Source organism: Mycobacterium paraffinicum, from assembly GCF_001907675.1.
Classification (GTDB): Bacteria; Actinomycetota; Actinomycetes; order Mycobacteriales; family Mycobacteriaceae; genus Mycobacterium; species Mycobacterium paraffinicum_A.
Genome location: NZ_MPNT01000006.1, coordinates 218379 through 237935, shown reverse-complemented (window position 1 = coordinate 237935; position 19557 = coordinate 218379). Strand labels below are relative to the sequence as shown.

The 19557-nt window shown below is 66.4% G+C and carries 14 protein-coding genes and 1 pseudogene; 5 read left to right on the top strand and 10 right to left on the bottom strand.

Annotated features, from left to right (window positions below):
• The first annotated feature begins 1 nt into the window (after position 1).
• Complete coding sequence (locus BRW65_RS09635) at positions 2 to 2191, top strand: ATP-binding cassette domain-containing protein (RefSeq protein WP_244168050.1); 2190 nt, start codon at positions 2 to 4, stop codon at positions 2189 to 2191.
• 76 nt (positions 2192 to 2267) lie between these two features.
• Complete coding sequence (locus BRW65_RS09630; RefSeq protein WP_073873886.1) at positions 2268 to 4220, top strand: acyl-CoA dehydrogenase; 1953 nt, start codon at positions 2268 to 2270, stop codon at positions 4218 to 4220.
• A 30-nt stretch (positions 4221 to 4250) separates the two neighbouring features.
• Here BRW65_RS09630 and BRW65_RS09625 read toward each other — a convergent pair whose 3' ends face one another.
• On the bottom strand, positions 4251 to 4733 hold the full coding sequence (locus BRW65_RS09625; protein WP_432206411.1) for an LppP/LprE family lipoprotein: 483 nt from the start codon (positions 4731 to 4733) through the stop codon (positions 4251 to 4253).
• Positions 4734 to 5030: 297 nt separating this feature from the next.
• Here BRW65_RS09625 and BRW65_RS09620 point away from each other — a divergent pair, with 297 nt between their 5' ends.
• The 3 genes and pseudogenes from BRW65_RS09620 to BRW65_RS32895 all read left to right on the top strand — a co-directional run.
• Positions 5031 to 9251 carry a bifunctional nitrate reductase/sulfite reductase flavoprotein subunit alpha gene (locus BRW65_RS09620; protein WP_073873939.1) on the top strand — a complete coding sequence of 1407 codons (4221 nt, stop codon included), beginning with the start codon at positions 5031 to 5033 and terminating at the stop codon, positions 9249 to 9251.
• Between the two features lie 108 nt (positions 9252 to 9359).
• Positions 9360 to 9671, top strand: a complete 312-nt coding sequence (locus BRW65_RS09615) for a hypothetical protein (protein WP_244168049.1) — start codon at positions 9360 to 9362, stop codon at positions 9669 to 9671.
• A gap of 80 nt (positions 9672 to 9751) precedes the next feature.
• A pseudogene (locus BRW65_RS32895) lies at positions 9752 to 9892 on the top strand (rhodanese-like domain-containing protein); the annotation flags it as partial.
• A 15-nt stretch (positions 9893 to 9907) separates the two neighbouring features.
• Here the strand turns inward: BRW65_RS32895 and BRW65_RS30910 are convergent.
• From BRW65_RS30910 to BRW65_RS09560, 9 genes are read right to left on the bottom strand one after another with little or no spacing between them, the layout of a single operon-like run.
• The gene (locus BRW65_RS30910) at positions 9908 to 11623 is read right to left on the bottom strand and encodes a molybdopterin-dependent oxidoreductase (RefSeq protein WP_084187780.1); all 1716 of its coding nucleotides are present in this window, start codon (positions 11621 to 11623) and stop codon (positions 9908 to 9910) included.
• Positions 11624 to 11645: 22 nt separating this feature from the next.
• On the bottom strand, positions 11646 to 12137 hold the full coding sequence (locus BRW65_RS09595; RefSeq protein WP_432206410.1) for a CAP domain-containing protein: 492 nt from the start codon (positions 12135 to 12137) through the stop codon (positions 11646 to 11648).
• Positions 12138 to 12148: 11 nt separating this feature from the next.
• Positions 12149 to 12766 (bottom strand): hypothetical protein, encoded by a 618-nt coding sequence (locus BRW65_RS09590; RefSeq protein WP_073873884.1) that lies wholly within the window; start codon positions 12764 to 12766, stop codon positions 12149 to 12151.
• Positions 12763 to 13419: an Mce protein gene (locus BRW65_RS09585; protein ID WP_139272959.1), complete on the bottom strand. Its 657-nt coding sequence runs from the start codon at positions 13417 to 13419 to the stop codon at positions 12763 to 12765. The genes BRW65_RS09590 and BRW65_RS09585 overlap by 4 nt, the downstream gene beginning before the upstream one ends.
• Before the next feature lie 13 nt (positions 13420 to 13432).
• Positions 13433 to 14911, bottom strand: coding sequence for an MCE family protein (locus tag BRW65_RS09580; protein ID WP_073873882.1), 1479 nt, complete (start codon positions 14909 to 14911; stop codon positions 13433 to 13435).
• Positions 14912 to 16033 (bottom strand): virulence factor Mce family protein, encoded by a 1122-nt coding sequence (locus tag BRW65_RS09575; protein ID WP_073873880.1) that lies wholly within the window; start codon positions 16031 to 16033, stop codon positions 14912 to 14914.
• Positions 16030 to 17376: an MCE family protein gene (locus BRW65_RS09570; protein WP_073873878.1), complete on the bottom strand. Its 1347-nt coding sequence runs from the start codon at positions 17374 to 17376 to the stop codon at positions 16030 to 16032. The genes BRW65_RS09575 and BRW65_RS09570 overlap by 4 nt, the downstream gene beginning before the upstream one ends.
• Positions 17373 to 18545, bottom strand: coding sequence for an MCE family protein (locus tag BRW65_RS09565; RefSeq protein WP_073873876.1), 1173 nt, complete (start codon positions 18543 to 18545; stop codon positions 17373 to 17375). The genes BRW65_RS09570 and BRW65_RS09565 overlap by 4 nt, the downstream gene beginning before the upstream one ends.
• The gene (locus tag BRW65_RS09560; protein WP_073873874.1) at positions 18542 to 19555 is read right to left on the bottom strand and encodes an MCE family protein; all 1014 of its coding nucleotides are present in this window, start codon (positions 19553 to 19555) and stop codon (positions 18542 to 18544) included. Before BRW65_RS09560 ends, BRW65_RS09565 begins: the two co-directional genes overlap by 4 nt.
• Positions 19556 to 19557 lie beyond the last annotated feature (2 nt).

Here is a 19557-nt window from a genome sequence, read left to right as displayed (position 1 = left end):
GTTGCGATTCGCGGGCACGCAGTGGGTGGCGATCGACCTGAGCCACAACGGCATCTTCGTCGACGGCGCGCGTGCCTCGACGGTCACGATTCGCAATGGTCAGGCGATCAGCATCGGTGATCCGCAGCGCGGTCCCCGGCTAGTTTTCGAAATCGCTCACCCGGCCGGTCCGCCCCGGCAGGCGCCGGCTCGACCGCCCGCTTACCCGCCGCCTCCGCCCGTCCCGCCGCAACCCGCTCATCCGGGCGATCCGAACCTACGGACCCCGACCGAGCGCGAGACCCAGCGCATGCGGGTGCTGCCGCCGCCCCAGCCGCCGGCGGCCGAACCTCCCGCCCACCCACCGCCGGCTCCGCCCGTCCGGGCGATCCCCGCGGCGGATGCACAGGCGAAGACTCCGGGCCTCATCGAGCGGATGGTCACCTCGAAATTCCGCGTCCCCCGTCCGGCCGTCGGCGCAACGGAAACCGGAAACTCCACCTATCGATTGCCGCTCCAAGCCGAGGCCCGCACCCTCGGGGTCACCGCATACCAACTGGGACTGACGGTCGACCGGCGCGACGTGTTGTCGGGCATCTCGTTCTCGGCGCGTCCGGGCACCCTCACCGCCCTCGTCGGGCCGACGGCCACCCGCAACTCCGCCCTCCTCGAGTTGCTCGCCGGGACGAGGCAGCCCAGCTCCGGGCGCGTCACCGTCGACGGCCACGACGTGCACGCAGAGCCGGCATTCATGCGCGCCCGCATCGGCATCGTCTCGCCCCAGGACCCCTTACACCGCCAGCTCACCGTTGAAAGGGAGTTGGGGTACGCCGCCGAACTGCGCCTGCCGCAGGACATCTCACCCGAGCAACGCGACCGCGTGGTCAATCAGGTCCTCGAGGAACTGGATCTCTCGGAGCACCGGTCCACCCGGATCGGCAAGCTTTCACCCGAAGTGCGACGGTGCGCCGGGCTGGCCATCGAGCTCCTCACTCGGCCGACGCTGCTCGTCGTCGACGAGCCAACCGCCGGTCTGGATGCGCAGCAACAACGTCACGTCATGACGATGCTGCGGCGCCAGGCCGACATCGGCTGCGTGGTGGTGGCGACCATGTCATCGCAAACGTCGTTGACGAACCTCGACCTGTGCGACCAGGCGCTGCTGTTGACTTCAGCCGGTACGACGGCGTTCCTGGGGCCGCCCGGGCAGGCCGAATCCGCGCTGGGCACCGCCGACTGGTCGCAAGTGCTGGAACGGGTAAGGGCGGACCCCGCCGGAACCCACCGCGCGTTTCGCGCCCAACCACCGGCGGCTCGCACGCCGCCCGAGATCGCCCCCCCGGCGCCGCCGCCCGCCGAAACCCCGCTGGGGCGGCAAGTCCGGCTGCTGGCCCGCCGCGACGTCCGGCTGCTCCTCGGCGACCGCCTCTACGTCGTGTTCCTGGTGCTGCTGCCGTTGGTGCTGGCGGCCCTGGCGCTGCTGATCCCGGGCGCTTCGGGCCTGACCCGGCCCCATGCCGGCGACGCCCACCCCCACGAAGCCATCGAGATCCTGGCCGCGCTCAACATCGCCGCGGTGATCATCGGCACCGCGCTGACGATCCGCACCGTGGCGCGCGAGCATCGCATCTTGCGCCGCGAGCAGGCGCTCGGCCTGTCGACCGTGGCCTATCTGGCCGCCAAGATCCTGGTGTTCAGCCTCGTCGCGGCGATCCTGACGGCCGTCGTGTTCGCCATCGTCATCGCCGACAAGGGCGGACCGGCGGGTGGCGCGGCCCTGCTGCACAACGCCACCGTCGAGCTCTATGTGAGCCTGGCAGTGACGGCCATCGTGTCCGCGGTGGTCGGGCTCGCCTTATCGAGCCTGGGCAAGTCGCTACGCGAAGTCCTCCCGCTGCTGCTGCCGGTGATCCTGGCCTCCGCGCTCTTCAACGGAAGCCTCGTTCAGCTCGTGAGCAAGTGGGGCTTGCAACAGATCTCCTGGTTCGTGCCCGCCCGCTGGGGCTTCGCCGCAGCCGCGTCCACGGCCAACCTGCGCCGGGTCGACCCCTTGGCCGCCGACTGCCAAACGTGGACCCACTACAGCGGCTGGTGGCTGTTCGACATGATGATGCTTGTCCTGCTCGGCGTCGCGGCGGCCGGCTTCACCCTCTACCGGCTGCGGCCGCGGCAGCGCCAAGCCCCTCAGCGCACCCCGCTCAACACGAACTGAGTCGTCGCTGACCAGCACCGCCAATTGGGATCGGGTCGTTATACCCGCGACGTGAACCGCGAGATACGGTCGGGTTATGGCGCCAGAGACCACCACCGTTGCCGACCAGCTGCGAGACGCCCTCGACGGGCGTTGGCGCGACACCAGAAACCAGCTGCGGTCCACCATGAGCGTGGACCTCTTCCGGCCGCACTACACCCCGAACACCGTGATTGCGCGCACCAAGGTGGCCGAGCAGATGAGGATCATGGCCGCCTTCGGTGCCGCCGCCGACAACTTCCGCAAGGAGCACGGCGGCACCGGCGACATCGGCGCGGCGATCACCATGATCGAGATGCTCGCCATGTCGGATCTGTCGCTGATGGTGAAGGCGGGCGTCCAGTGGGGGCTGTTCGGCGGCGCCGTCGAAAATCTGGGCACCGAGCGCCACCACGAGGCGTACGTGAAGAAGATCATCAGCCTCGAATTGCGGGGCTGCTTCGCGATGACCGAGACCGGACACGGCAGCGACGTTCAGTCGCTGGAGACCACCGCAACCTACGACCCGGCCACGGAGGAGTTCGTCATCGACTCCCCGACGCCGACGGCCCGCAAGGACTACATCGGCGGCGCGGCCGAAACGGCCACCATGGCAGCGGTATTCGCCCAACTGATCACGACCGAGGACGGCAAGCCGGTCAACCACGGCGTGCATTGCCTGCTGGTGCCGATCCGCGACGCGGAGGGCAACGACCTGCCCGGGGTGACGACGTCGGACTGCGAATACAAGGGCGGCCTCCCCGGTGTCGACAACGGCCGCATCGTCTTCGACCACGTCCGGGTCCCGCGGGTGAACCTGCTCAACAAATACGGCGACGTGGCGCCGGACGGCACCTACACCTCGCCGATCGAGAACACCAGCCGCCGGTTCTTCACCATGCTGGGCACGTTGGTGCGCGGGCGGATCACGGTGGGCGGCAGCGCCGGCGCCGCCGCCCGCGTCGCGCTGGACATCGCGACGCGATATGCGTTGCAGCGCAAGCAGTTCAGTGCGCCCGACGACGAGTCCGAGGTGCTCATCATGGACTACCTGGTGCACCAGCGCCGGCTGTTCCCTTTGATCGCGAAGTCATACGCGCTGCAATTCGCCCAAAACGAGCTGGTCAGCAAGTGCCACGACATCCAGACCGCGGACGCGGTGGACGCCGACGAGCAGCGCGAATTGGAGGCGCGTGCCGCCGGGCTGAAGGCGGCCAACACCTGGCACGCGTCGCGCGCGATTCAGGAGGCGCGCGAGGCCTGCGGCGGCGCGGGTTACATGGCGGAGAACCGGCTGGTTGCGCTGCGCGGCGACACCGACGTGTTCACCACGTTCGAGGGCGACAACCACGTGCTGACGCAGTTGGTGGCCAAGGAGCTGCTGACGGCCTACGCCGACGACATCCGCAGCATGAGCCCCGTCGAGTGGGTGCGCTTCGCCGCCAACACTGTCGGCGAGCGCGTCGTCAAACGGACTGCGGCCGAGACGATTATCCAGACGATCGTGGATGCCCGGCAGGACAGCGAGGAAGAGGGCAGCCTCTTCAACCGCGGTACGCAGATCAAGATGTTCGAGGACCGCGAGGAATATCTGCTGGCGTCCGTGGCCCGCCGGTTGCAGGCCAAATCCAAGGAGATGTCGGAGTTCGAAGCGTTCAACACGGTGCAGGACCACGTTTTACACGCGGCGTCCGCGCACATCGACCGGGTGGTGCTCGAGGCGTTCGTCGCCGGCATCGACGCCTGCCCGCACGAGGAGGCGTGCGAACTGCTGGGCATCCTCTGCGATCTGTACGCGCTTTCTGTCATCGACGACGATAAGGCGTGGTACATCGAACATCGGTACCTGTCCACCGAGCGGGCCAAGGCGGTCACCCGAGGCATCAACGATCGGTGCCGCGCGCTGCGACCGCATGCGGAGACACTCGTCGACGGTTTCGGAATCCCCGAGCAGCTGCGCTACGCCGAGATGCTGCATCCGGAGAACCTGACGGACGCCGCCACGCACTGACGCACCGCCTGCTCACGTTGTGACGCAACGCTATTGATTCGGGATCGGACCGAGCGCCTTCAGCTTACCGTCCGGGCCGATCCCGAACTTCACCGTCCCGCTACCGGTGGGACAGCACGGCTGATCGTTACCCTTCAACCACTGGTATTGAACGGCAACGGTGTCGTCGGACGGCGCTAACACGGTGATGTACGGCTTGGGATTCGGGGTGGCAGTACCGAGCGGCGTGTTGTGATCGAAGAACAGCAGCTGCTGCCCGGTGGACTCGCTGGCGATGGTCGGGATGATCTGCACCCAATAGAGCCGGCACTTTTTGGCATGTCCCCGAGCGATTTCCACCCAACTCGTACCGGGGATGGTGATGGGCACCGCCGCGATCGCCCGCCGCACCGCGTCGGGCGTCGGCCCGTCGGAATCCTTGCACGTCTCGGCCGAGGTCGGCGGCGAACTGGTTTGGTGCCCACCGCACCCCGAGGCCAGCAGGATCACCAGGATCACGATCAGCTGACGCACTCGGTGAGCTTAGCGAAGGCTGTGAATGTCCCGTTTATTTGGTCCGAGACCCCGTTCTGACAGGTCATGCATCAGGCCCCGCGGGTAGCCTGGCCGGGGTTGGCTGGTCGATGATGACCCGCCCTGACCTGGGGTTATGCGGCACTCCCGAGAGTTCACGGACGCGCTTGGGCCGGTGAGAGGAAGCCGTAAAGCGGGGGAAACTCCCGATACCCGGTGTCGAAACATCCCGGTCGCACCATTCACGTAAAGCCCGTTGTGCTCAACGGAGGGAAGGCAGGCGTGTCCACCGAGTCCATGGCGTCGAACAACGATGCCGTGAACAGCGTGTGCGCATACTGCGGCGTCGGCTGCGGCATGGTGTTGCAGGTCACAACCGATCCCCAGAGCGGCCGGCGCCACATCGGGAAGTCGGTTGGAAACAAACAACATCCAGCCAACTTCGGCCGGCTGTGCACCAAAGGTGCCACCACGTCGGACTTGCTGAAGGTGCCCGGGCGACTGGAATCGGCGTATCTGCGCGCCGACCGTGGCGAGCCCGCCCAGGCCGTCGCTGTCGAGCGCGCAATCGCCCACTCCGCCCAGCGGTTACGTGCAATCATCGATGCCCATGGCCCGGATTCCTTTGCCATGTATGTGTCGGGCCAGATGTCCATCGAGGCGCAGTATCTGGCGAACAAGCTGACCAAGGGCTTCATCGGCACCAACCAGATCGAGTCGAACTCACGGCTGTGCATGGCCAGCGCCGGCTCCGGCTACAAGCTCTCCCTGGGCGCCGACGGGCCGCCCGGCTCGTACCAAGACTTCGAACACGCCGACGTCTTCTTCGTCATCGGCGCAAACATGGCGGACTGCCATCCCATCCTCTTCTTGCGGATGATGGAACGCGTCAAGGCCGGGGCCAGACTGATCGTGGTCGACCCGCGCCGCACGGCGACCGCCGAAAAGGCGGACCTGTTCCTGCAGATCGCACCCGGTTCCGATCTCGCACTGCTCAACGGGTTACTGCACCTGATCGTCGAGAATGGGCACACCGATCCCGCATTCATCGCCGAGTTCACCGAGGGGTGGGAGGTGATGCCCAGCTTCCTGGCGCAGTACACCCCCGACGCGGTCAGCGAGATCACCGGTATTCCCGAGGACGACATCCGCGCAGCGGCCCGGATGATCGGCGAGGCCGACAATTTCATGAGCTGCTGGACCATGGGCCTCAACCAGAGCACCCATGGCACCTGGAACACCAACGCCATCTGCAATCTCCACCTGGCCACCGGCGCGATCTGCAAACCCGGCAGTGGCCCCTTCTCGCTCACCGGCCAGCCCAACGCGATGGGCGGCCGCGAAATGGGTTACATGGGACCGGGATTGCCCGGACAGCGCTCCGTCCTGTCCGCGGACGACCGCGCCTTCACCGAAGACCAGTGGGGCATCCCGCGGGGAGCGCTCCGCACGGACGTCGGGACCGGCACCATCGACATGTTCTCCCGGATGGCCGACGGCGATATCAAGGCGTGCTGGATCGTCTGCACCAACCCGGTTGCCTCCGTTGCCAATCGGAAGACGGTGCTGGCCGGCCTGGAGCGCGCAGAGCTGGTGATCGCCCAAGACGCCTTCGAAGAAACGGAGACCAACGAATACGCCGACGTGCTCCTTCCTGCGGCCCTGTGGTCGGAAGCCGAGGGCGTGATGGTCAACTCCGAGCGCACCATGACGCTCTTCCAACCGGCGATCGCAGCACCGGGCGACGCGATGCCCGACTGGCAGCTCATCGCCCGGATCGCCTGCGCGATGGGGTTTGCAAACGCGTTCAGCTACAACTCCGCCGAGGAAGTCTTCGAGGAGATCAAACGGTTTTCGAACCCCAAGACCGGCTACGACCTGCGGGGGATCAGCTACGAGCGACTACGGCGGAGCCCGCTGCAATGGCCGTGCGCACCCGAGAGCGCCGGCAACCGCAACCCCATTCGCTACCTCAACGACGGCGTCAGTCAGGCGCGGCTGGTCCGCGAGGACGGCAGCACCCCGCGGTTGGCCTTCCCCACCGAGAGTGGCCGCGCGGTGTTCTTCGCCCGCCCGCACCTGCCGCCCGAGGAAATGCCCGACGGCGACTACCCGTTCCTGTTGAACACCGGTCGCCTGCCGCACCAGTGGCACACGATGACCAAGACCGGCAAGGTCGCCAAGCTCAACAAGCTCAATCCCGGGCCGTTCGTCGAACTCCACCCGGACGACGCTGCACGACTACAGATCGCCGAGGGTGACGCGATAGAAATCGCTTCCCGACGCGGTCGCGCCGTGCTGCCCGCCGCGATCAGCGATCGGGTGCGGCCCGGCAACTGCTTCGCACCGTTCCACTGGAACGACGTTTTCGGCGAATACCTGGCGATCAACGCGGTCACCAATGACGCGGTCGACCCGATCTCGAACCAACCGGAATTCAAAGCCTGCGCCGTCGCACTGGCGAAAGTCGCTGTCCCCGTTGCAGATCCGGGCGCGGGCCCGCAGCCATCGGCGGATGTCGACGCACCAGCTCCCGTGCCCACGGAGGTACCGGAAATCAGCGTGTCACAGGTCGATGCCCTGGCCGCCCTGCTTGGTGTGGCACCGAAGCCCGTGCCGGAATTCGATGAGCTCGGCCGCTCCTATCTCGCCGGGATGCTGACCGCCCTGCGGTCGGAACCAGGTCGATGCGCGGCCGGTGTGCCGACCCTGCCGCCAAGCGCTCCCTTCGATTCGAGCACCCGGCTGTGGGTGGATGGCCTGCTCGCGGGCCTGTTCTCGCGCAACGACGCGCCCCGCGCGACGCCGGCCGCGGCGGTCAAGGAGCCGATCACCGGGCCACCCGAAGCAAAACCCGCCGAGCGCTCGCCCGTCGTCGTGCTGTGGGCGTCGCAGACCGGCAACGCGGAAGAGCTCGCCGCCGACATCGCGGCGCGACTGGGTGAGAAAAACCTGCCCGTCGCGCTGCACAGCATGGACGACTTCCCGGTGACCGAACTGCCGACGGCTCGGCAGCTGCTGCTGGTCACCAGCACCACCGGTGACGGCGACCCGCCCGACAACGGCGCCAGCCTCTGGCGGGCCCTCACGTCCGACGCCGCACCACGATTCGCCGCCACCCGCTACGCGGTGCTGGCGCTGGGCGACTCCAACTATGACGACTTCTGCGGTCATGGGCGCAAGCTCGACGAGCGGCTGGCGCAGCTGGGGGCGACCCGCATCGTCGAGCGGGTCGACTGCGAACCCGACTACGACGAGGCCGCGGCCAGGTGGCTCGACAGTGTCATCGAAGCGCTATCCCGCACGCCCGCACCGGTGGGCCCCGACGGGGGTGCGCCGGTGGCGGCAACCTCCGTGGTCGCCACGCCGCCCCGGCCGGCCGACGGGTCGAAGACAGCCGGGTACACCAAGAAGCATCCCCTGATCACCGACATGGCCCGGAACATCAAGCTCGGCCGGCCGGAATCGGCAAAAGACGTCCGGCAGCTGGTGTTTCGTCTGCCCGAGAACACCATCAGCTACGAGGCCGGTGATGCACTCGGGGTGTGGCCGCGCAACAGTGACCAGTTGGTCGATGAATGGCTGACCGTCACCGGCCTGGACGGGCAGACCCCCGTCGAGGTCGGCGAGCATGGCCTGATGTCGTTGCGCTCGGCGCTCACCGAGCGAATCGAGATCGCCCACATCAGCCGGGACCTGGTGAGGTTCGTCCAGGAGCGCACCGGCGACCCGAAGCTTGCCGAGCTGCTGAAGCCGGAAAACAAAGCCGCTCTGGCCAATTGGACGTGGGGCCGCCAGTCGATCGACCTGTTGGCACAGCATCCGGTCTCCGCGTCGGCCCACGAGTGGCTGCGGGTCCTGAAACGCCTTCAGCCGCGGCTGTATTCGATCTCTTCCAGCCCGAAGGAATGCCCGCAAGAGGTCCACCTGACGGTCTCGCCGGTGCGCTACAACTTCCAGGGCGTCCCACGCCGCGGGGTGTGTTCGACCTACCTCGCCGACCGCTCCCCCGGCGATCGGATCGCCGTTTACCTGCAGCCGTCGAGCAATTTCCGGCCCCCGAGCGATCCGGACACGCCGATGATCATGATCGGGCCGGGCACCGGCATCGCGCCGTTCCGCGGTTTTCTGCAGGAGCGACGCGCCCTGGGGCACACCGGTCCCAACTGGCTGTTCTTCGGCGAACAGCACGCCGCGACCGACTACTACTACCGCGACGAGATCGAAAAGATGTACGCCGACGGGCTGCTCACCGAGCTGGACTTGGCGTTCTCGCGGGACCAACGCGACAAGATCTACGTGCAGCATCTGATGCGCAACCGCGGGGCGGAGCTGTGGCGCTGGCTGCAGGACGGGGCGCAACTGTACGTCTGCGGGACCGCGGACCCGATGGCCAAGGACGTCGACCGCGCGCTGTGCGAACTCGCGGCCGAGCACGGCAGCCTCGACCCCGACGCTGCGAAGGAGTATGTCCGGTCGTTGAGCGCCGACAAGCGCTACCACCGCGACGTGTACTAGCCCCTCCCGCTCTCGCTCGACTCGTAATACGACGGAAACGTCACGCACCTGCCGCTGAAACAACCTCGCTGCACCATTCAGTCATTGGTCGCGCCGAGGAGGGACGTAGTGGCTCTGGATTTTGACGGGCCCCTCGAGGACACCCTGCGGGCCATCTGCCCGCTGCAATGTCGGCTGCGGCGTGGTGCGGCAGCCGACGACCAACCCGATGACCAGGTCGACTGGGCCGGGTTGCCGATCAACTTGGACTTCGCGTTCTCGCCACAGCAGCGCGACAAGGTGTACAAGCAGCACCTGATGCGAAAGCGCGGCACACAGCTTCGGCGGTCGCAGGACCGGGGCCAATGGTGCGCCTGTGACTTCGCGGCCGACGGCCGACGCGTCTACCCCGGCGACGCCGAGTCGATGTCGAGTCGGTAGCACTTCCCCGGCCCCGTCCGACTGGGCGGAGAAGAAATCACCGGGGTTGAAATTCGCGCGGGCCTCAGCGCCAAACTAGGGTGGCCGCCCTGACCGGGGGCGGGCTGACCTACGCCGCACTGAGCGACACGTGCGCCATGGCCACGGCCCTGTCGAAATTGCCCTATAACCGCGGTGCGAACTCCGACGTCAAGGAGATTCTGTCCCAGCTCCGGGGCTAAGCCCGGTCGCGGCGCTCACTGCACCTCGACGGCGACGGCCTGAATCGCATTGCCGCCGTAGCCGAACCGATTCCATTCGGCTTGCTCGGGTTGCGTGTTGCCGGCCTCGTCTGTCGCCCTTGCCCGCACCTTCATGGTCCCGGGAACAGCCCGGTGCGCGAAGAACTCCCACCACTGCCAGCTGTACCGGCGCGCTTCGCCGACCAGTCGGGCCACCTGCCACGGACCGTCATCGACACAGACGTCCACGTGGTCGATTGGTGCCGCGCCCGACCAGGCGACACCTCGTACCACGATTTGCCCGGCGGCCACCGAGCCGGCGTCGGTGGGCTCGACGATCAGGGCGCGGACGCGTTGCAGGCGGACCGGCTCACGGACGACACCGCCGTCGCGCTCGTATTCGTAGTGATACCGGTTGGTTTGGAAGAAGGCCTCGAATGGGTGGCCCACGACGTCGATCTCGGTCAGCCATTTGACCGACGCGACGGAATACCAGCCCGGGACGATCAACCGGACGGGGCGACCGTGCTGCAGTGGCAGCGGTTCGCCGTTCATCGCGTACGCGACGAGCGCACCGGCATCGCAGGCGTCCCGCACCGATAGGGCCCTCTCGAACCGCACCGGCCCCGTCGCGCCATCCACCGGCCCCGAGTCGGCGCCGCGGAACACGACATCATGGGCGCCCGCGGACAGTCCCGCCCGGTTCAGAACATCAACCAGCGGGACGCCGGTCCATTCGGCGGTGCTCGCCGCCCCGGATTGCCATTGCTCACCGTCGACTGGCGGATCGAAGTGGGCGCGACCGTTGCCGGCGCATTCCAGCGTCGCGAGCAGTGACTGTCGCGGCAAGTTGTGGAGATCGCGCAGGGAAAGGCAAAGGGGCCGCTCAACCAACCCGGTGACCGTCAACTGATACAGCTGCGGATCCAGCACCGGTGTCGCGAAGTGGTTGCGAACGTAGAAGTGGGTGGAGGGCATCACGACGCCCCCGATCAGCGCGGGGAGCGACGTCTCGCAATTGAGCGGATCCTCGCGGTGCACGACCAATCCCGGCTCGGCGCCATGGCTTACGATCGGTAACCCGGCGGCAGCCCATGCGCACATGCCGCCCGCCAGGTTCACCGCGTCGAAACCCGAGCGGCGCAACAGGGCCGTCACCGCCGCGGACCGTCCACCCGAGCGGCATACCACGACGATGCGGCGGTCGCGAGGCAGTTCGTCTTCTCGAGTGCGCACGCGCCCGACCGGAAGAAGCATCGCGGTCGGCGCGTGCTCGGTACACCACTCGTCGGGCTCACGCACGTCGAGCAGCAGAGCGCCCGCGTCGATCAACGCTTTCGCGGCTCGGGGGCCGATCTGCGGTGTATCCGAGATGATTTCACCACCGATGGCGATCGGGAACCCTGCGTTCTGCCAGGCTTCGAAGCCACCAACCAGGGTCGCGACGTCGTCGAATCCCGAAGCCCGGAGCACGCCCGCGGCCACCATCGAGCGCCGGCCGCTGGCGCAGTAGACCACCACCGGGGCCGTCGGATCCAAGGCGGAAAGCGAACCCGTCAGGTCCGGCAACGGAATCTCTCGCGCGCCGGGGATGATGCCCCGCATCGTCTCGTCGGCGCCGCGGACATCCAGCAGCTGCAATTGCGGGTCAAGGCCACGCAATTCGGCGAGCTGGCCGATGGTCAGGCGTGGCGAGGCCTCAACCAGCTTCGTGCGCGGCGCCTCGGTCATCGGGAACCTTCCTCCACACCTGTCATCGACGGGGCGCCGGTTGTCCGTACATCGCCACCACGACGGTGCGGTCCATGCTGTTCTCCGACCACACCCCCATGGAGCTGTTCGCGCAGTCGCGGATGATCGCCATGTCGTCGGGGTTGTAGTACCACTGGTTGACCAGTTCCAGGCTGCTGATGGCGATGGCCGGGTTGGTAGCGATCGTTTCGGACGCTTTGCCATGAAACCCTGCGGCGTTGGCCCGGTCCTGCGGCGTCGATCCGTCGGATCCGATGTCGTCGTTGATGTTTCGGTTATTCATCATGTCGTCGGCGTGCCACTGAGCGGCCAGCGTGAGTGCGTTATCCCTGATGACGTCGTTGGTGCAACCGACCTGGTGTTGCAGGGTGTAGACCGCGGAGACCACGGCGCTGTTGAGCCGCTTATTGTCGGCATGCGCGGTTGCCGGGGCCAGCAGCACCGGCGCAGCGAGTATCACGCCCGCGGGTAGTGCGCGTACCCATCCGATCATCACCACTCCGCTCACACCGGGTCGAAGTGCGAAACCAGCCATCGGCCGTTGACTCTTTCCAACGCCACCCGGATAACCGGCTGGGTGTCGGTCGGAGCGCCCTCGCCGATCGTGACGGTCTGATTGACGTAGAGCAAGGCCACGGCGTGGTTGGCCGTCACGGAAACGGGCGCCGCCGCACTGACCTTGGCGACCGCGGTGATGCGCTTTTCCTTGGCCCCCGGAATCACCACCTTGCGGGTCAGCTCCGTGTAGGCGTCCTTGAAATCGCCGGTGAGCCGCTCGCGTGCGGCGCCCAGATCCTTTTCCACCGAGTCCGCTTTGTAGGACAACAAGGCAACCGCGTCCTCGCTGGCGACCCGGACCGTTTCCGTGCGGACTCCGGCCAGGTCGTCGGCCGTGGCCACCACCCACTTGAAGTAGCCCGCCGTGAGCGCCAACAGCAATGCCAACGCGGGCAGCACTCCGTAGGCAACAACTCGCGACCACGGGATCGTGCGGCCCTCCTGCTCGGCGCCGGGCTCGTCTTCGGACGTCTCATCGACGTCGACGGCGTCCGATTCCTCTGGCGCCGCCGCGTCGTCGACCAGTTCCTCGCCCCGCGTAGGGGTTTCACTCAGCGTCGTCATGGCACGAACACCACGTTCGACACCTTGGCGTCGTCGCCGACCGACCGGACCTCGATCCGCATGCGCCATTCCCGCGGCGCCTCTTCGCCGCCGGCGGTCCGGGACTTCACCGCGACCGCAACCAGCACCTGGGCCGCGTCTCCGTGTTGGGATTCCAGCCCCGCATCGGTCACCGTGCCTTCGGATTTGGACTGCGCCGCCTTGACGACCTCGATGAACGGCTTGGAGCGCTGCTCGAAATCCTCGCGGAAGGCCCCGGTGGCCAGATCGATGATGCGCTGCACGTCGGCATCGACCTCCGTGTAGTTGATGGTGGTGAGGTTCACCGCACCCTGACGGGCGACCTGCACGAACAGATCGCGCTGCGCTTGTGCCTCGTGTTTCTGGTAGGCCCGGAACCCGAGCCAACCGGTCAACCCCGCCAGCACCGCCACGACGAGGGCACCGGCCAACAACGCCTGCCCGGTGTGCGACAGCCGCGGGACCACACGGTTCCACACGCGCGCGAGCCTGCTCTTGGCAGCCGGCTGGTCCTCAGCGGTGTCGTCGGCCTCGCTCGCCTGTTCAGCGATATCGTGGTCGCCGGCCGCTGTCGACTCGCCGAGTTCCTCGGCGGCATCGTTGGTTTCGTGCTTCTCGGCATCTTCAGGCATCTTGCTCCTTTGCTTAGGCCGGCGGCACCAGAAGTGACTGCCAGTTCTTGGCACGCGGGTGCGCCAGGTCGAATTCGGTGTACCGACGCCCATCTGGCCCTATGTAGTCACCGTTGGCCGGGTCATAGGTGGCGACGGCGAGCGGCGGCGGCGCAGGCGCCGGCGGCGCGGTGCCCCGCGGCGGTGGAAGCCGCGGGTCTTGTCCCGGCGGATACATCGGCACGCCCTGCCCGCTGTAGGTGGCGTTCGGGTCGCCCTTCCAGTTGTAGCCGTCGTTGAGCGGCACGTATTCTTCGTCGCTCTCGCACAATTCGACCGTGGGCGCGCGTTTCCACGGCTTGCTCTCACACGGGATGTTTCGGACCCCGCGAACGTTGAACTCCGAATCCTGCGGCACGCGGCAGAAGAGATCCGCGGCGGGCCGGTCGGGCGCATCCACGTTGGCCGGCGAGCGGCGCTGAGTCGGCGGCAGATAGCCCGTGGTGCACGGCGGCGGCAGGTTGATGTTGAGGTTGAAGTCCAGCTGGGCGCCCCGGTACTCCTGCTTGGTGTTCGAGCTGGGCACGACGATTGCGGCCATCGCCGCGATGCCCTGCGGGAAGAGCACCAAGAGTTGTTCGATGTCATGGCGGTAGACGACGGCGATGTCGCCCAGGCTGACCAGGTTCGCGAACAGCACCGGTAGCGCCGGCGACACCCGGTCGAGCAGCGCCCGGCTTTCCTCCACCCCGTTGGTCCCCTGCGTCAACAGGTCCCGCACGGCGGCGTCCTGCGCCTTGAACTGGGCCATTATGGCTGCGGTCCGATTCGCCCAAGTGGCAATCGAATCCGAGGTTTCGACCTGTGAGTTGAGCACCGGAGGCGTCTGGTCGATCAGCGCGGCGAGCGGCCCGACGGTGTTTCCCCCGGCAATGGCCAAAGCGGCGGAACCGTCGACGATCCGGGACAGCTCGGGTCCGAGGCCACCGACCGCGCGATCCGTCTCGTCAACCACCGTACGCAGGTTGTCGCGCGGGATCGCCTGCAGCGCACGGTTGGTCACGTCGAGCAGGTGTCCGATGTCGACGGGCACGTCGACTCGGCCGGCGGGAATGACATCGCCGGCTTGCAGCGCCCGGCCATGGTCGCCGTCCTTGCTGGGCTGGGGGGTGAGCTCGATGTATTGCTCGCCGATCGCCGAGCGGCTGTGCACCGACGCTTGGACGTCGGCGGGCACTTTGACGCCGGACTTGATGGCGAGCACCGCGCGGACCCCGGTCGCGGTCACGTCGACCGACTTGACCTGGCCGACGTCGGTGCCGCGATAGGTGACGACCGAGGTCTGGTAGAGCCCGCCCGACTCGGGCAGGTCGACGGTGACGACGTATTCCCCGATCCCGAACAGCGTCTCGGGCAGCTTCATGTAGTTGAATGCCATTGCCCCACAGGACAGGACGGTCACCAGCGACAGGATCGCCAACTGTATCCAGGTTCGACGGTTCAGACGCAGCACTCAGTACCCCCCGAAGTGATACGGATAGGTCAGGGGGTTGCCCGCGGTGGCGGGGCTGGGCTGCATTCCGATCGTCCGTCCCCACAGCAGTTCGAGTTGGGTGAGGTTGCCTTCCCACCGTGAGCCGGTGAAGAAGCCGGTGTCGAGGCGGCTCAAGGTGAGATCGACGATCAGGGTGAGGTTGGCGTAGTCGCCGCGGAACCAATTCCTCGCGGTCGACGCCGGCCACGGGTAAGCCACCAGGCCATCCAGCCCTTTGGTCAAGGACGGTCCCGCATCGGCGAGTGACCGCAGCACCGGCGCGATGTTGCGCAAGTTGTTGACCAGAGACTCCTTGCTCTGGCGCACGGTGTCGGCTGCGACGGCGCTGAACTTGCCGAGTTGATCGATCGCGTCGGCGATCTTGGTGCGCTCGTCGGCCAACACCTTCAGCGCCTTGGGCACGGTCGTCAACGCCTTGTCGACCACCGGGTCCTTATCGGCGAACTGGCCGACCAGCGAGTTGAGATTCTCGGCCGCGGCAATGATGTCGTCGGTCTGGTCGTTGGTCCGGGCGATGAACTCGTCCAGTTGGCGCAGCAGGCTGCGCATGTCGTTCTCGCGTCCGGCGAATGCCTTGGCGATCGACTGCGTGATCTCCTGCAGCTGCCCGATGCCACCGCCGTTGAGCAGGATCGAGACGGAAGCCAGGGTCTGTTCGGTGGTTGGATACATGCTCGCGTGCGACAGCGGGATCAGCGAACCGTCCTTCAGTTGGCCGACCGGCGGTTCGTCCTTGGGCGCCGCGAGTTCGATATGCATCGAACCGAGCAGGCTGGTCTGTCCCAGCTTGGCCGTCGCGTTGGCCGGCAGGTGTACATCGCCATTGATGCGCATGGTGACAAGCGCGTGCCAGTCCTGCAGCTGGATCTTGGTCACATTGCCGACGTTGACGTCGTCGACCCGAACGCGGGTGTTTTCCTGAATCGTGACGACGTCGGGCATTTGGGCCTGAATCGTGTAGGCACCGGGGCCGTTGCCGGAGGTGCCGGGGAGGGTGAAGGAGTTCAGTCCCTTCCAACCACAGCCGGAAAGCGTTGTGGCGCAGGCGAGACACAGCACCGCCATCAGTGCCCGCTTCATGAGACCCCCGCCGGAAGCATCAGGTCCCGCAACACCTGGTTCGAGTTGATAGTGCCGTTCGGCGCGGGTGGCGGCGCCGGCGCTTCCGCCGGTGGTGGTTCGACGGCCGCCGGCGTCGGCGCCTCGGGTGGTGGCGGTGGCGCGTCGGGCGGTGGCGCCGGAGGTGTATACCCGGGCCGCAACCAATCTTCGCTGTAGGTGATCTCGCTGGGGCGGGCCTGAGTGCCGACAAATGGGTTGAGCCCCGCCGGGATGTAGTTGTAGAGCCGGTTTTTGATGATCGGATTGATGTACTGCAAGCACAGCTTCGACACCCGGTCCAGCCGAGCCCGGGACGCCGCCTCGATCGAGCTGCAGATCCACTGCGGGATGTCGGCGAAGTTGTTCAGCGCGATGATGCCGGTCATCGCGCTTTGAGCCGGCTGGTAGATGTTGAGGAAGTTTTGGAACACCGTCGGGGCGACGTGCAGGATCTGCTTGATGTCCATGCGGCTGTCGTTCAACGCGGTCGTGACGGAGGACAGCCGATCGAACGTAACGCCCATGGCTTCCCGGTTTTCGGCCAGAAAGTCGCGTAAATCGGTCAGCGCGCCGTCGAGGCCCTTGACCGCATTGGCGACCTCGTTGGGCGTGTTCGTCAGCAGCGTTGTGACGGTGGCCAGGTTCTGGTTGAACGAGGCCAGCAGATCACTGCTGGACGACAGGGCCGAGACCAGCAGCTGCAAATTGCGGACGGTGCTGAAGATGTCGTCGGCGTGATCGCCGAGCGCGGAGATCGCGGCGGACAGCTTGATCACGGTGTCTCGGGCGGTGTCGCCCTGGCCGCGCACGTTGTCAGCGGTGGAGTTGATGAATTCGCCGAGGGAGTTCACCCCGTCCGGGGAGGTGGGCCGCAACGCCTCGGTCAGTTTTTCCAGCTGCTTGCGAAAGTCATCCCATTCGACCGGGACGGCGGTGCGGCCGAGCGGGATCGACGCGCCGGGGCTCAATTTGGGACCGCCCGAATAGGCGGGAACGAGCTGGACGGCCCGCGGAGTCACCAGCGACGGCGACAGGATCGCCGCGCGGGCATCGGCGGGAATGGCGTATTGCTTGTCGACCGAAAACGTCACCTTGGAGCTGTTGGGTTGCGGCTCGATCTTGTCGATCACACCGACCGTCACCCCCAGGATGCGCACATCGTCGCCGACGAACAGGCCGTTGGCTTCGGTGAAATATGCCGTGTAGGTGTTTCTTTCGACCTCGTTCCACAGCTTCGAGCCGACCAGGAAGGAAGCCACGGCGAGGGTGCCGACCAGGCTGACAGCGGTGAGTCGTTGCAGAGTGCGGCGGCTTATCTTCATTGTCCCCCCGGTTGGGCGTTCGCGGGCTCCGGCTCGGGCGGCGGGCCCGGCGCCGGACCCGGCGAGGGGGGCTGAGACCAAATCGGGTGCGGCGCTTGCTCCGGCGGCACGGGCGGCGTTCCGGTGGGCGGGTCCACCGACTCCGAAGGCAGCTTCTGCTCGGGGTCCAAGAACCGGTTGTACATGCGGGCGTCGATGGTCGGTCCGCTGATCTGACCCGGGATCAGGTTCGCCACGTAGGCCTTGAAAAACGGTCCGGAGCCCAGGCATTCGCCGAACGACATCGCGTAACGCTTGAACTTGGGCAGGCTCGCCTGAATGTCCTGCTTGCGGTTGTCGAGGACTTCGAGGACGCCGTTCAGCTTGTCGAGGGCGGGCTTCAGCTGAGTCCGGTTGTCGTCGACCAGCCCCGACACCTGATGTGACACCGCGGTGAGATTGTTCATCAGCGCATCGATGGAATCACGTTCGTCCAGCAGCGCCGCCAGCAGCGCATTTGAGTCCGCCACCAGAGCGGCGATCTGTTGACTGCGTCGACCCAGCACCGTCGAGACCTTGTTCGCGTTCCCCAGCAGGCTGCGCAGCTGGGCGTCGCGGTTGTTCAGGGTCTCGGAGAAACGGGCCACGCCTTCCAGCGCGGGCCTGACCTCCGACGGTGTTTGCCTGAAGGTGTCCGCCAGAGTCGTTAGAGCAGAGGATAATTGCGCGGTATCCAGTCCGCTGATCTCGGTCGTCAAGTCTCCGAGCGCGTCGGGAAGATCGTAGGGCGAGTGGGTCCGTTCCAGCGGGATGGTGCCCGAGAGCTTCCCCTCTCCGCGTGACGTGAGCTCGAGCATCTTGGCGCCCAGGATGGTTTCGGTCTTGATCGCGGCTTCCGTGCGGTCCCCCAACGTGATGAAGTTACGGACGGTGAAGCTGACTCGAACCTTGGTGCCTTCTAATTTGATGCCGGTGACCCTCCCGACACCCATGCCGGAGACCCGCACCGAGTTGCCCGCCCGGATGCCGCCCGCCTCCGAGAAGTAGGCCGCGTAGTCGTTGGTGTTCTTGATGAAGGGCAGCTTGTCGTATTTGAAGGCCGCGAAGGTCACGCACACCAAGATGAAGACACCCATCGCGCCGATCTTCCAAGGGCTTCGCCCGCCGGCTTTGGTTTCGGACTTGGTCATTGGGGCGTGCACCGCCCGCTCGGCTGGCCGAACAGCTTGATGAAGATCGGGTTGCCCCCCTTTCCGTTGACTTTCATCAAGACCTCGCAGAAGTAGAAGCCGAAGTAGTCGCCGTTGAGGCCCTGCCGGGCCAGAACTTGATAGATGTCGGGAAGCTGCTTGAGCAGGTTGTCGACGTAATCACGGTCCGACAGCACCTGCGCGGACATGCGATCCGTCTCGTGCACAACGTCTTTGATGGGCTGGCGGGCCTGGACAAGCAGGTTGGTGACCGATCCCGCCGCCGCATTGACGTAGGCCAGTCCGGTGGAGATGTCATCTTTGCGCTGCGCCAAGCCATTCACGAACTGGGACAGCTTGTCCAAGGCGCCGGAGAACTCTCGGTCGCGGAGGGCAAACGTGTGCAACACGGTGTTCAAGTTGGTGATCAGCTCGGTGATGAGCTCGCTGCGGCCGGCCAACGTCGAAGTCAGCATCGAGGTCTGGGCCAGTACCGAAGCGACGGTGCCGCCTTGACCCTGAAATATGCGGAGCAACTGACCGGACAGAGCGTTGACCTGATCGGGGTCCAACGCCCGAAACAACGGCCGAAACCCGCCGATCAGCGCATCGATGTCCAGCGCGGGGGACGTCCGCGCTGGCGGGATCGTCGCGCCCGGCGGCAGCCGGCGCGAGCCGGGCCCCTCCTCCAGGGCGAGGTAACGATCGCCGATCAGGTTCTCATAGCGCACAGCGACTTTGGTGCCCTCGGTGAGGCGGACGCCCTTGTCCACCGAGAAACCGATGGTGACGGTGCCGTCGCGCTGCAGGTGCAGGTCACCGACCTTGCCGACCTCGACCCCCGCGATGCGCACGAAGTTGCCGGACTTTAGGCCCGAGATGTTCGTGAACACCGCCTGGTAGCCGGTGCGGTCCTCGAATCGAAACTGGCCGAAGACGGCGATCAGCGTGAAAGTGAACACCGCACACACCGCCGTGAAAGCCGCGATGCGCACGATGATGGCGGACATCT